Annotated in this window: 12 protein-coding genes; 6 read left to right on the top strand and 6 right to left on the bottom strand. The window is 43.5% G+C overall.

Features of this window, described 5'->3' with window-relative positions:
• Nucleotides 1-72: 72 nt before the first annotated feature.
• The 4 genes from EI161_RS10815 to EI161_RS10800 all read right to left on the bottom strand — a co-directional run bounded on the left by EI161_RS10815 (nucleotide 73) and on the right by EI161_RS10800 (nucleotide 3,457).
• The gene (locus EI161_RS10815; RefSeq protein ID WP_192524759.1) at nucleotides 73-810 is read right to left on the bottom strand and encodes a hypothetical protein; all 738 of its coding nucleotides are present in this window, start codon (nucleotides 808-810) and stop codon (nucleotides 73-75) included.
• 32 nt (nucleotides 811-842) lie between these two features.
• On the bottom strand, nucleotides 843-1,199 hold the full coding sequence (locus EI161_RS10810; protein WP_192524758.1) for a PAAR domain-containing protein: 357 nt from the start codon (nucleotides 1,197-1,199) through the stop codon (nucleotides 843-845).
• A gap of 219 nt (nucleotides 1,200-1,418) precedes the next feature.
• The gene (locus tag EI161_RS10805; protein WP_192524757.1) at nucleotides 1,419-2,237 is read right to left on the bottom strand and encodes a DUF72 domain-containing protein; all 819 of its coding nucleotides are present in this window, start codon (nucleotides 2,235-2,237) and stop codon (nucleotides 1,419-1,421) included.
• 185 nt (nucleotides 2,238-2,422) lie between these two features.
• The gene (locus EI161_RS10800; RefSeq protein ID WP_192524756.1) at nucleotides 2,423-3,457 is read right to left on the bottom strand and encodes a polyprenyl synthetase family protein; all 1,035 of its coding nucleotides are present in this window, start codon (nucleotides 3,455-3,457) and stop codon (nucleotides 2,423-2,425) included.
• Between the two features lie 794 nt (nucleotides 3,458-4,251).
• Here EI161_RS10800 and fadB point away from each other — a divergent pair.
• The 5 genes from fadB (at nucleotide 4,252) to EI161_RS10775 (ending at nucleotide 10,184) form a co-directional block, all read left to right on the top strand.
• Nucleotides 4,252-6,411 carry a fatty acid oxidation complex subunit alpha FadB gene (gene fadB / locus EI161_RS10795; protein ID WP_192524617.1) on the top strand — a complete coding sequence of 720 codons (2,160 nt, stop codon included), beginning with the start codon at nucleotides 4,252-4,254 and terminating at the stop codon, nucleotides 6,409-6,411.
• A gap of 257 nt (nucleotides 6,412-6,668) precedes the next feature.
• Nucleotides 6,669-7,841 (top strand): acetyl-CoA C-acyltransferase FadA, encoded by a 1,173-nt coding sequence (gene fadA, locus EI161_RS10790; RefSeq protein WP_192524616.1) that lies wholly within the window; start codon nucleotides 6,669-6,671, stop codon nucleotides 7,839-7,841.
• Between the two features lie 232 nt (nucleotides 7,842-8,073).
• Nucleotides 8,074-8,649, top strand: a complete 576-nt coding sequence (locus EI161_RS10785; protein ID WP_192524615.1) for an isochorismatase family protein — start codon at nucleotides 8,074-8,076, stop codon at nucleotides 8,647-8,649.
• Between the two features lie 197 nt (nucleotides 8,650-8,846).
• Nucleotides 8,847-9,476 carry an HD domain-containing protein gene (locus EI161_RS10780; protein WP_192524614.1) on the top strand — a complete coding sequence of 210 codons (630 nt, stop codon included), beginning with the start codon at nucleotides 8,847-8,849 and terminating at the stop codon, nucleotides 9,474-9,476.
• A gap of 102 nt (nucleotides 9,477-9,578) precedes the next feature.
• The gene (locus tag EI161_RS10775; protein ID WP_192524613.1) at nucleotides 9,579-10,184 is read left to right on the top strand and encodes a DUF1287 domain-containing protein; all 606 of its coding nucleotides are present in this window, start codon (nucleotides 9,579-9,581) and stop codon (nucleotides 10,182-10,184) included.
• Nucleotides 10,185-10,255: 71 nt separating this feature from the next.
• Here the strand turns inward: EI161_RS10775 and asd are convergent, their stop codons facing one another.
• A complete protein-coding gene (gene asd, locus EI161_RS10770; RefSeq protein ID WP_192524612.1) occupies nucleotides 10,256-11,092 on the bottom strand; it encodes an archaetidylserine decarboxylase in 837 nt (278 codons plus the stop codon).
• A gap of 154 nt (nucleotides 11,093-11,246) precedes the next feature.
• On the opposite strand from asd, the gene dtd reads away from it, so the two are divergent.
• Complete coding sequence (gene dtd, locus EI161_RS10765) at nucleotides 11,247-11,699, top strand: D-aminoacyl-tRNA deacylase (RefSeq protein WP_192524611.1); 453 nt, start codon at nucleotides 11,247-11,249, stop codon at nucleotides 11,697-11,699.
• A 19-nt stretch (nucleotides 11,700-11,718) separates the two neighbouring features.
• On the opposite strand, the gene EI161_RS10760 is transcribed toward dtd, so the two are convergent.
• Nucleotides 11,719-12,321, bottom strand: coding sequence for a M23 family metallopeptidase (locus EI161_RS10760; protein WP_192524610.1), 603 nt, complete (start codon nucleotides 12,319-12,321; stop codon nucleotides 11,719-11,721).
• Between the last annotated feature and the right edge of the window lie 233 nt (nucleotides 12,322-12,554).

The following is a 12,554-nucleotide window of genomic DNA, read 5'->3' as shown; positions in this document are numbered from 1 at the left end:
TGCTTCGGCTGTCACCCTTCTTTTATTACTCCAGCATACTTTTTGATACACCACCCATAATTGATTGTCTCATTACCAGTTATCATAGAAATCTTTCAGTTGCTTCAATCCTTGAGTTTTTTCGACAACCTCTTGAACTAACCCTTTGCCCTGACCATTTTTGATTGCTTTATTAATTTCATCTCTGTTGGCAACTGGTATAGTGTCATTATTCAACTTACCACCTACTTCAACAAATGAAACAATACTTTTTCTAGCTTTTTCATCAATTGCTTCAATGTTCTTATGAGCTGAAGACGGATGATAGATAGCATCTGCTTTTTTCTGTTCAGCACTTAAACTATTTTGATAAGATGTCTCTAACTTGATGTATTCTGATTCCGTTAAAATATTATTAGGATATTTCATATCTTTTCCAAACAACTTAACGAATGTTTTTTCATATATTTTGTCGAGCTCACTTAATTTTATACCTTCATTTCCACTACCAAGCCAATCATCTACACCAATTTTACCCAAATCAGCTTTAATAGGTCCAATTTCAGAAATAATATTAATTCCATCCTGAATTTTACCTGTTTTATCCACTATTTTGCCAATTTTTCCTGCCTCACTAGCAAGTGGCGTTGTTGTAATATAATCAGTTACTGGTGTTTTAGTTAGTTGATACGCCATTTTATAGTTGCCATTTGCTCTATAATATTCGCCAACACCTAGCAGTTTTCCAGACACGCTTTTGACAAGTAATCCATTTTCTAAACCTTCTGCAACAGCATCCTCGCGCCAAGCGTCTAACTTCTTATCAGACATCTCGACTTCATAAATTTCTTCGTCAGAAGCTTTTAGACTAGCAAACTATCTGTGTCTGATTTAGGAAACTGTAAAGGGGCAGGTTGTTCGAACCTTGGCGCTGGCTGCTCAACTCCAAAAACTTCAAAATCCGACTCACAGAACGACTGCTGAATTGCAATCAGTTTAGCACCGCAACTGGTGACATCACCACCGCGAGCGATGGGCGCACCATCAACAGTAAATGAGGGGTCACCTGTAAGAATAGTCGTCAATTTTTTACATTTCTTGCAAATAACTTTATCGCCTTTACGCGATACTTGAACGCCATTGTGAGTCGTATGCAGTGAACCCGTAATAACTTTGCCGCCGTGAGTGGTTGTACTACCTACTGTTATATAAGCCACCATGATATCGCCTTAAAGTTGTTAAAAAACTGAACTCAAGCCTAGTTAAACAGAGAGACAGACAAACAAATATCAATTAAATTTTTATTAGTATCTTTGAAAGTGATAAATCACTCTACGCGAATAATTTGTAATCTATTTTTCATTATTTAATATTGTGTTTTTGCACGACTATTTGTTGGAATAAAGCCGTAACCCACAACAAAAATTTTACTTGCGAGTTTATAAAACGTTAAATTTATGCGCCGTCAACGCCTCCCTTAACATCGCAATATTATAATAAGCATGCGCATTGACGGTATTTTGAAAGAAGATATACAGCGTATCAAAATGCTGACGCTGATTGGCAATCGCTTGTGCCCAATCCTGCATCTCAGCTTCGCTATAGCGATAATCATGGCGATCAGCCGCGCTCATGGCATCCCACCAGTTTAGATTGTTACCATGCATCCGTAGATAGCCGGTGCGCTCGGTAAATATCAGCCGTGACGGTGGTAGACCGCTGACTTTAGGATAATCGACGCTGCACCAAATTAGACCTTGCTCGATAAAGCTATCAACCACTTGCGGTGTGTGCCAAGCATTGTGTCGAAACTCAATCGCTAATGGATAATCTTTAAACCAACTGACCAGATTGGCAAGATAGAGACGATGCTCGCGGGTACGATCAAAGCCGTGTGGGAATTGTAATAATAGTGGCGCTAGACAATCAGCTTCGATAAGTGGCGTGAGGGCGGTGAGAAATGCTTGGGCGTGTTCGGCAGTGCCTTTACGTGCATGAGTAAAGTCTTGATGCAGCTTAACCGCGAACTTCAACTCACTGTCTGCTTGCACATAGGCCTTATTGACCATACCTGCAAAGGCTTTTTGTCCGATGGGCGCATAGAAGCTGCTATTGATTTCTACCGCACCGTATTGTTTGGCGTACTCGCGTAAAAAATCCGTCTTTTTGGTGCCAGTGGGATACAGCGTGCCCAATAAGTCGGTATCGCTGTAACCGCCAGTGCCGAGGTAAATACGCGGAGTAGGGGTTCTGTCCATGTTGACCACTCTTTGCTATTTTTGTTGATTAAATAAAACATATACATGGTTTATGGTGCGTGACTGGTATAAATTTTTCTGGCTTGCTGTGCCTACGCCGCTACGCCGACAGGGGCTACAAAACCTATGTTCTAAGAGCCAGCATCCCAGTCACGCTATATCGTTTCTACATTGCGTCGACTATATTATTTCTTCCGCGACCATAGCCATTCAATCAGTGCCAATAGCGCGTCGCTGTCTGGGTTATCGCCAAGCTCACGACTGATTGCTGCGCGTCCGTCATTGAATAGCGATTGCGCGTAGTTAGTCGCCTCATTAACGCCCATTAATTTCACATAGGTAGATTTGTCTAATTTTTCATCGCTGCCCGCAGGCTTGCCTAGCGCATCTGTGCTAGTGGTGACATCTAAGATATCGTCCTGTACTTGAAAGGCAAGACCGATATTCTGGGCGCAATCTTGTAGCGCCATACGCTGCGGAGCGGTAGCACCAGCACAAATACCACCCATCAGCATCGCCGCCTCAATCAATGCACCGGTTTTATCACGGTGGATGGCTTCTAAATTGGCTTGCGTGATGCTATTACTGGCTTCGGCATTAAGATCCAGCATTTGACCGGAGACCATACGCCTTGCTCGCGGCGCAAAGATGGCAAATAGTTGGCTGGCGATAGCTGAATCAAAAGGTGCAAAGGTTGGCATCTCTGCCGTTAATACCTCAAACGCTAACGTTTGCAGTACATCGCCTGCCAGCAGCGCGGTCGATTCGTCAAAGACGATATGGGCGGTTGGCTGCCCACGACGCAGCTCATCGTCATCCATACACGGCAAATCATCATGCACCAACGAGTAGGTATGCAGTAGCTCCACCGCCAACGCCGCACGACGATACATATCAAAATCGGAGTCATTCTCCAATAATGACGCTAAATTATCGTTTATATCCGTCTCTTTATTGCTGCCTTTATCGTTATCTTTAACACCACGATAATCATTCACACTAGCAAAGGCACTAGCTACTAATAGGGGACGTACCAACTTACCTTGTCCAGTCATGACATAGCGGCAGGCATCAATCAGCGGGCTTGGCAGCTCAGCGTAAGCAAATAATACGTCAATATCTTGCGCCAATTGCGTGCGCACAGCATGATGAAACTGCTCGGTGCTATCAAAAGACATAAAGCTAAGAGGCATAACGCTTGGTGTAGAGGAAACAGTCATAACTCAACCATCTATTAGGTGAATAATAAAATATCGTTAGTGTAGCATGATAGGTTATGTTGCTTATGCCGCCCGTATCGTTAATGGCCAATTTTTTAAAGCTTGATGTTAAAAATCAGAAGTTTCCTGTTAAACGCAGCACGAAATAATGTAACAAGCCCTCGTTACGTATTGGCGATTTAACTTAGGGGCCGAATATGTTTTGATAAGGTGGAGCGTTAAGAGATTGATGATGGCTAACCGACGTCTTTAAGTCGCTGATTTACAGATTATAAATTGAGTATGCAGGCAGTCACCTAAAGTACCTGAGTAACAAGGTAAAGGGCTGCTGCTGATTTAAGAGTGACTTGCGAGTATGGTATTAGCTTGTGACAGTCGGGGGCATAATCCCCTACACTAATTGGCGTGAAAATGATTTGGTGCTAAAAAAATGACTTTTCGTACGGATTGTCTAAGCGAAAAATTCATACAACACCGATTCTGATTCAAGGTTTTGACTCAAGTAACAGTAACAGTATCAGTATAACTATCAGTAACTGAAACAACAGTATATAAATAAAGCGTCCTATTTATTTGTGCTAATGCGGTAATATTGAGCATAGAACGTGAATATATAAATATGAACGCTGGATAATAAAAACCTCTTCACTGCTCAATCTATACTGACTTTATAAGGTAGTATATTGGCGGTGTTATTACTCGTTTTACTAACAATAACTGGCTAGGCACTTTAGAGTTAAAGCTTTTCTTTTAATTCTAAAACGTAGCTTTCGTTATATAGCAAGGAGTTTCAAATGGTATACCAAGGAAATCGCATTACGGTGACAATGCTAGAGGATGGCATCGCCAACATGCAATACAACGCCGAAAATGAGAGCGTGAATAAGTTTGATGCTGAGACCAATAAGCAATTTGGCGAAGCGGTTAGTGCCTTAGAAAAAGCTGATGACGTTAAGGGCTTAATTGTCACTTCAAGTAAAGGCGTGTTTATCGCTGGTGCGGACATTACAGAATTTGTAGCTTCTTTTAAGAAGCCAGAAAGTGAGATTAAAGACTGGGTCGTCGGTATCAATGACGCTTTTAACCGTTTTGAAGATCTGCCTTTCCCGAAAGTAGCGGCCATCAATGGCGCGGCGCTTGGCGGTGGTTGTGAGATGACTTTGGTTTGTGAATACCGTGTCATGAGCGACAAAGCCATCATCGGTCTACCAGAAACTCAACTGGGTATCTTCCCAGGTTTTGGCGGTACAGTGCGTAGTACCCGTGTTATCGGTATTGACAATGCCCTTGAACTTATAGCGACGGGTAAGCCAAAAAAACCGCTCGATGCATTGAAATTAGGCTTGGTCGATGCGACCGTTGCTGCTGATGATTTGCAAGATGCTGCCATTGATTTGGTCAAAAAATGTATCTCAGGTGAGCTTGATTGGCAAGCGAAGCGTGAAGAGAAGCTGAATCCAGTTAAATTAAATCAGCTTGAGCAAGCGATGGCATTTAACAGTGCAAAAGGTATGATCTTTGCCAAAGCCAATCCGAAGCAATATCCTGCGCCAGCACTTGCTATCGCTGCTATCGAAAAACACGTTAACCTGCCACGTGACAAAGCAATCGAGGTAGAAGCGGCTGGTTTCGCTAAAGCTGCGAAAACCCCACAAGCAGAAAGCTTGGTTGGTTTATTCTTAAGCGATCAGTTGGTTAAAAAGCTAGCCAAGCAACACAGCAAAAAAGCACATGAAATCAATGAAGCGGCGGTATTGGGCGCTGGTATCATGGGTGGCGGCATTGCTTATCAAGCAGCCAGCAAAGGCTTGCCAATCATTATGAAAGACATCAAGTCTGAGCAATTAGAACTTGGTATGGGCGAAGCCAGCAAGCTATTAAGCAAAATGGTCGAACGTAAAAAAATGACCCCAGCAAAAATGGGTGAGACTTTAAGCCGTATCCGTCCAACGCTTAACTATGGTGACTTTTCTGAAACAGATATCGTCATCGAAGCCGTAGTAGAAAATCCAAACGTCAAGCGTTCGGTACTAAAAGAAGTAGAAGGCTTGGTCAAAGACGATTGTATCCTAGCGTCAAACACCTCAACGATTTCTATTACTTATTTAGCAGAAGCACTTGAGCGTCCAGAAAACTTCGTCGGTATGCACTTCTTTAACCCAGTACACCGTATGCCATTAGTAGAAGTTATCCGCGGTGAAAAATCATCAGACGAAGCGATTGCGACCACGGTTGCACTAGCCTCTAAAATGGGTAAAGTGCCCGTTGTCGTTAACGACTGCCCAGGTTTCTTAGTAAACCGTGTGTTGTTCCCATACTTTGGTGCTTTTGACTTGTTATTAAAAGAAGGCGCTGATTTCGTCCATGTCGATAAAGTCATGGAGAAATTCGGCTGGCCAATGGGTCCTGCTTATCTCATCGACGTCGTTGGTCTAGATACGGGCGTTCATGGTGCAGAAGTCATGGCTGAAGGTTTCCCTGACCGTATGAAGCCTGACTATAAAGGTGCGATTGAGCATTTATATGAGAACGAGCGCCTAGGTCAGAAAAACGGCGTTGGGTTCTATAAGTACGAAACAGACAAGCGCGGTAAGCCTAAGAAAGTTGCTGATGAAGCCACTTATGAGCTATTGAAAGCCACTACAGATAGCGACAAGCAAGAATTTGATGATCAAGCAATCATCGATCGTACCATGCTGGCTTTCTGTAATGAAACGGTACGTTGCCTAGAAGACAACATCGTCAGCACGCCATCTGAGGCGGATATGGCGATGATTATGGGCGTTGGTTTCCCACCATTCCGCGGTGGTCCTTGCCGTTATATCGACCAAATGGGTCTAGATAACTACTTGGCATTATGTGAAAAATACGCGCACCTTGGCAAAGCCTATGAAGCCCCGCAGAAGATTCGCGATATGGCAGCAGCAGGCGAGACCTTTTACGCAACAGCGTAATGGGCAGTCATTACTAGGATGAAGTGCAGTACGTTTGCTGTTGAGAGTGATAGCAATTAAAGTATTTATATTTAATGGCACTGTTCTTCAATAACAAATCTTTAATAGCAGACGTACGATTATAGTCAGTTTCATTTAGGGCTAATACAAGGAAATCGAGCGTAGATGTACGTATTGTACTTTAAGCAAGATTGACGAGGTAATAGCATTGAAATGCACTGACTACACTGACAATAAAAATTGAAAAGGAAGATAGTATGACAACTTTAAGTCCAAAAGACGTGGTCATCGTGGATGGCGTACGCTCAGCGATGGGAAAATCTAAAAACGGTATGTTCCGTCATGTTCGCGCTGATAGCATGTCTGCTGAATTGGTACGTGCATTGGTTGAGCGCAACGACTTTGACCCACGTGACGTAGAAGACATCATCTGGGGCTGTGTCAACCAAACCTTAGAGCAAGGCTTGAACATCGGTCGAAACATCGGTTTACTTGCTGATATCCCTAAGACCGCTGGTGGTCAAACCGTTAACCGTTTATGCGGCTCATCTATGCAGGCGCTACATACTGCCGCTGCCCAAATCATGACCAATCAAGGTGAAGTGTTCATCATCGGTGGTGTTGAGCACATGGGTCACGTTGGCATGATGCATGGTGTTGATCTTAACCCAGAAGCATCAAAGCATTATGCAAAAGCCTCAAACATGATGGGCTTGACTGCTGAAATGCTGGGTCGTATGAATAACATCAGCCGCGAAGAGCAAGACGCCTTTGGTCTTGAGTCACATCGCCGTGCATGGGCTGCCACCACTGAAGGTCGTTTTGACAATGAAATCATCGGTATCGAAGGTCATGATGCCGCAGGTCGCTTGCAACTATGTACTGTCGATGAAGTGATTCGTCCAGATGCGACGATGGAGCAAATGCAAAAGCTACGCCCAGCCTTTGATCCAGTAGGCGGTACGGTAACGGCTGCAACCTCATCTGCACTGTCTGATGGTGCATCAGCGATGCTGGTTATGAGCGCGCAAAAAGCCAAGGACTTAGGTCTTAAGCCTCGTGCTCGTATTCGCAGCATGGCTGTTGCTGGTTGTGACGCCGCTATCATGGGTTATGGTCCTGTTCCTGCGACGCAAAAAGCACTTAAGCGTGCTGGCATGAGCATCGATGATATGCAAACCATCGAGCTAAACGAAGCCTTTGCCGCGCAAAGCTTATCAGTACTTAAAGCCATGAACTTGACCGATAAGCAAGACATCGTCAACATCAACGGTGGCGCGATTGCTTTGGGTCATCCACTAGGCTGTTCTGGTGCGCGTATCACCGTTACTTTGCTAAATGCCATGGAGCAATCAGATACTGAAATCGGTCTAGCGACCATGTGTATTGGTCTTGGCCAAGGTATTGCTACCGTGATTGAGCGTGTGTAGCGTCTTAGTAAATCTTTAGTCTTACAGTATTAATAAAAGCCCCTAGTCATGATGATTAGGGGCTTTTGCTTTGATTAATTAAAAACAGACGTTATTAATCATTATTAAAGACTATCTCCATTGACGGGCTCAGTAAACTGTGACTAAATGAGTGTAAGGCTAATAACGACAATATCTATGATAAAACTAAAGTAGCCTTTAACAATAAAGTCAGCCGTACAAGGAGTGTGCCATGTCTACTATGATTACTGATCGTACCTATCGAATCGCCCGAGAAAATACCCAAGCAATGGTTATCGATATCCAAGAGCGCCTAACGCCGCATATCTATGACCATGAGAATATTTTAAAAAAAACAGTGACGCTTATCAAAGGTCTGCAAGCACTTGGTGTGCCTATCATGCTCAATGAGCAATATAAAAAAGGTCTGGGCGATACCTTGCCTGAGATACGTGAAATATTAGAAGATGAGAACGCCAAAGGCTTCGAGAAAGTCACGTTTAGTGCTTGTGATAATGACGATTCATGGAACCATCTTGCTCAGCAAAATAGAAGCATTGTTTTATTGTTTGGTGTGGAGGCGCATGTTTGCGTACTACAAACGGCGCTTGATTTGCTTGATAATGGTATGCAGCCCGTCATTATTGGCGATGCCGTCGGTTCGCGCTTTCCTTATGATAAAAAACAAGCCATTCGCCGTATTCGCCGCGCAGGCGGAGTTATTACCACGGTTGAAACTATCCTGTTTGAGCTATGTCGTAGCAGCAAAGATCCTGCTTTTAAAACCATTAGTAATTTAATTAAGTAGTCGTTTTTCAATAAGCTTAAAAGAGATAGTGCTTAATAAAATAGGCGCTATTTTTTTAGCTGTGATAATAATTAAAAAAAGCGTCTGTGTTAAATTCTGCCATCGGCTGCTCGTACACTGATAAAATATATCATGATCACTTGCGCGTAAAGATAAGATAAAGCGCTATAAACTTGCAGACCAAATCAGAGAACAATATGTCTTTAACCAGTCACGCGTCATTAATCAACCCAAATCCTACATCAACTATTGATATAGATGATGTGACCCATTTTTTATTAGAGCTCGACGCCCTCAAACGAGTCAATCGCCGCAGTTATGTGACGGGCACTACTCGGTTGGAGAACTCCGCTGAGCATTCGTGGCATTTGGCAATGGCCTGCTGGTCAATCGCTGAACAGTTTGAGCTGGATGTTAATTATGAGCAACTATTGAAGATGGCACTGATACATGACTTAGGTGAAGTTGATGCGGGGGATACGTTTTTGTTTGCCAATAGTCGAGATGACGCTCATGCTGAAGAACGCGAGGGCATCGCTCGACTGCAAGCCGAGCGCGGCAATGGTATCAATAACTTAAGTGAGGTTTGGGAAGCGCAAGAAACGGGCAGCAGTAAAGAGGCTGAACTGCTGAGAGTAGTTGATCGAATTTTACCATTTTTGTTAAATCTAAATACGGGCGGGAAAACATGGTCTGAACATGATGTGACACGCTCGCAAGTGATCCGTGTGCTGGAGTTTATTAAAGACAGCTTTCCTACCATCCATGTTTGGCTATCAAAACAGATTGACTATGCAACCCAGCAAGGCTGGTTGATTGATGCCTAAATAAATAAAAATCACTTTATAGCTTTTAGCTGTTTACAAATCACCCATTATTTTCATGTGCTAAAGCATCTATAGTGAGGTCAAAAAATTTGGGATCAAAATATGAGAATATCTGTCGCTTATAAAACACTATGTCAATCGCTCGCCTTTATCAGTGTATTAGGCGTGGCACAATTAGCACAAGCTGCTGATCCTGTCAGTGATGGTAGCAAATTGGTGCACGATGCCAAAAAGCAAATTGGCGTGACCACCAGCTATGATCCTACTTATCGTAAGCTGGACTTCCCCCGTGGCGATGTACCAATAGATACTGGCGTCTGTACCGATGTCGTCGTACGTGCTTATCGCCTGCAAAATATTGATTTGCAGCAACTGGTCAATCACGACATGAAATCAAATTGGTCCGATTACCCAAAAAATTGGGGCCTGAAATCAACCGATAAAAATATTGATCACCGCCGTGTGCCCAATCTTGAAGTATTTTTTACACGTCATGGGCAAACATTATCGATTACTGATAAGGACAGCTTTCAAGCAGGCGATGTGGTGACGTGGCGACTACCAGAAGGTAATTTGCCGCACATGGGTATCGTCTCCAATAAAGCCGCTGATGATGGCACACCGCTGATTATTCATAACATCGGGCGTGGTACACAGGAAGAAAACATCTTGTTTGCTTATCCTATCCACAAGCATTTTCGATATTAGTTTAAAAAGCCCAGTTAAGCATAATGATTAATACTTAACTGGGCGTATATTTTCGACTTTAAACAGCGGGCTTATTTATTATTAGTCGCACCCAATAGCTGTCCCATTTTTACCATACTATTGGCTTGCATGCTGTCTTGCCAGTCGGCTTTCGCCGCTTTTGGCAGCACGACAATAGCGGTCGAGCCTAAATAAAAACGTCCAAGTTCATCGCCTTTTTCAAAGCTCATACTATGTTCTGCTTCTTGGATATCGTCAGTACGGATAATCTTACCGGTCGCCACCGTTTCGATACCAGCAACAATCATCGCGCCAACCATCACCACTGCCGCTTTGCCATACTCTGTATCAAACAAACAGACCAAGCGCTCATTACGGGCAAACAAATCAGGCACGTTAGCCGCTGTGGTATTATTTACCGAAAATAGCGTGCCAGGCACATAGCGAGTTTTGGTCAACGTGCCTGCGAATGGCATATGGACACGGTGATAATTACTGGGCGCAAGATAAACTGTGGCAAAGCTTCCATCCGCAAAATAATGCCCATCTTCGCTATCCGCAAGTAACTGTCCGATGTCGTAATGACGCCCTTTGGCTTGGAGCAGTTTGTGGTCGTGGATTTGCCCTAGTTGCGAGATAATACCATCTGCAGGGCTGACAATACCGTTGGCGCTGTTATCAATGGTACGAGCATCGTCTTTTAGTTCGCGGGTAAAAAAGTCGTTGAAGCTTTCGTAAGCGTTGAAGCTTTGGCGCTCGTATTCATCCAAGCTGACGTTGTAAGCCTTAGCAAAACTGCGAATAAAAGTACGTTTGACGTAAGGATGACGGCTGGCAGCCAAACGCCCAGCGACTTTACTTAATTGCTGCTGCGGAACAAACTGTTGAAGGGTGGTAAATAAATTCATAACAAGGCTACCAAGATGAGAATGTGAATATAAAAAAATGAATAAAACAGCGACAAAGATGGAAAAAGTGAGAGCAAAAATAGGTTAATGATTGGCGGTATTTTATCATGGACCGCATATTATTGTATGACCATAATCTGTAAGGAGTCGGTAAATGAGAGCACTTATACAACGCGTGCATCACGCTAGTGTCACTGTTGACAAGCATTGTGTCGGCGCTATTGAGCAGGGCGTATTGGCCTATATTGGACTAGGGCCCGACGATACGCTACAAAGTGCCCAGCGCATGATCGATAAAATCCTTACCTATCGTATTTTTGAAAATCAGGAGGATCCTGCTAAGGTCGGTAAATTGGATAAAAATGTGCAGCAAGTGGCAGGCGGGTTATTATTGGTATCGCAATTTACCTTGATGGCAAAAACCGATAAAGGTCGTCGTCCTGATTTTGGCGGTGCGATGGCACCCGATGCTGCACAAGTATTGTTTGAGCAGTTAATTGCTTATGCACATACCCAGCATCCCAATGTGGCTACCGGTCAGTTCGGTGCTGATATGCAAGTAATGAGTGTTAACGATGGGCCATTAAACTTTTTATTAGAGGTTTAAGCTTTTAGAAGCCCAAAAGCTAGCTTTCAGGTTTTCGTAATAAAGGATAGGGGTTAACCGCGCTGCCATTAATATAAATTCCGTAATGGACGTGGGTTGGTGTGCCTTTAGCATTGCCGCTGTCGCCGACGTAACCAACGATATCGCCCGCATTGACCCAATCATTGGGAGCAATATCGGCATAATCTTCTAGATGTGCATAATAATGTCCTGCACCGCCTGGTCCAACGATCATCACCACGCGTCCACCTAACGTATTCTCACCAACTTTACTAACGATACCTTGGGTGGTTGCTTGTATCGGTGTGCCTCGCGGCGCAAAAATATCAATACCTTCATGCGTGCGACCTTGGCTACGCGCTCCGCCCCAAGTATCAGTCAGATGCTGCTTCGGTAGCGGACTGGGCAAGCTATCTTCTGTTGGTAGCTCTTGCTGCAATAGACTAAGCTGCTGCCACTTAGCCATCACAAACGACTGTGTTTGTTGGCTGATGCTAGGTAATAGCTTATCAAATATGAACAATAGCAGCAGTAGTACCGCAGCCCTTATTAGTACACTTATTATACGGCTTAAGAAATTTGGCTTGTTCTTTGGTTGCGGGTTATTAGCATTTGCTAGCATCGATATCTCTTCAGTTTTTTCTTAGATTAACACACCAAGTGTAACGCTAATGAATACTATAAAAGGTGAATGCTCTATTAATGGTATGCCGTTGTTATATCTGGTTTTTACCCCCATAAATATAGCGCTGCTTTTAAAATTTACGTGTTTTCTGAAATTCTATATAAAACATTAATGTTACCCCACTCTCAACATCAAAAGTGATTGAAAAAAGAAGAGCATCTCACTAATCT

Source organism: Psychrobacter sp. FME5 (genome assembly GCF_014861375.1).
GTDB lineage: Bacteria > Pseudomonadota > Gammaproteobacteria > Pseudomonadales > Moraxellaceae > Psychrobacter.
The sequence above is the reverse complement of the archived record's forward strand: the minus strand, read 5'-3'. Positions and strand labels throughout refer to the sequence as shown.

Coding starts and splice junctions, on each gene's coding strand:
- EI161_RS10780 (WP_192524614.1), top strand. CDS start 8,847: ATGTCTTTAACCAGTCACGCGTCATTAATCAACCCAAATCCTACATCA.
- EI161_RS10760 (WP_192524610.1), bottom strand. CDS start 12,321: ATGCTAGCAAATGCTAATAACCCGCAACCAAAGAACAAGCCAAATTTC.
- EI161_RS10775 (WP_192524613.1), top strand. CDS start 9,579: ATGAGAATATCTGTCGCTTATAAAACACTATGTCAATCGCTCGCCTTT.
- fadA (WP_192524616.1), top strand. CDS start 6,669: ATGACAACTTTAAGTCCAAAAGACGTGGTCATCGTGGATGGCGTACGC.
- fadB (WP_192524617.1), top strand. CDS start 4,252: ATGGTATACCAAGGAAATCGCATTACGGTGACAATGCTAGAGGATGGC.
- EI161_RS10805 (WP_192524757.1), bottom strand. CDS start 2,237: ATGGACAGAACCCCTACTCCGCGTATTTACCTCGGCACTGGCGGTTAC.
- EI161_RS10810 (WP_192524758.1), bottom strand. CDS start 1,199: ATGGTGGCTTATATAACAGTAGGTAGTACAACCACTCACGGCGGCAAA.
- EI161_RS10815 (WP_192524759.1), bottom strand. CDS start 810: ATGTCTGATAAGAAGTTAGACGCTTGGCGCGAGGATGCTGTTGCAGAA.
- EI161_RS10800 (WP_192524756.1), bottom strand. CDS start 3,457: ATGACTGTTTCCTCTACACCAAGCGTTATGCCTCTTAGCTTTATGTCT.
- asd (WP_192524612.1), bottom strand. CDS start 11,092: ATGAATTTATTTACCACCCTTCAACAGTTTGTTCCGCAGCAGCAATTA.
- EI161_RS10785 (WP_192524615.1), top strand. CDS start 8,074: ATGTCTACTATGATTACTGATCGTACCTATCGAATCGCCCGAGAAAAT.
- dtd (WP_192524611.1), top strand. CDS start 11,247: ATGAGAGCACTTATACAACGCGTGCATCACGCTAGTGTCACTGTTGAC.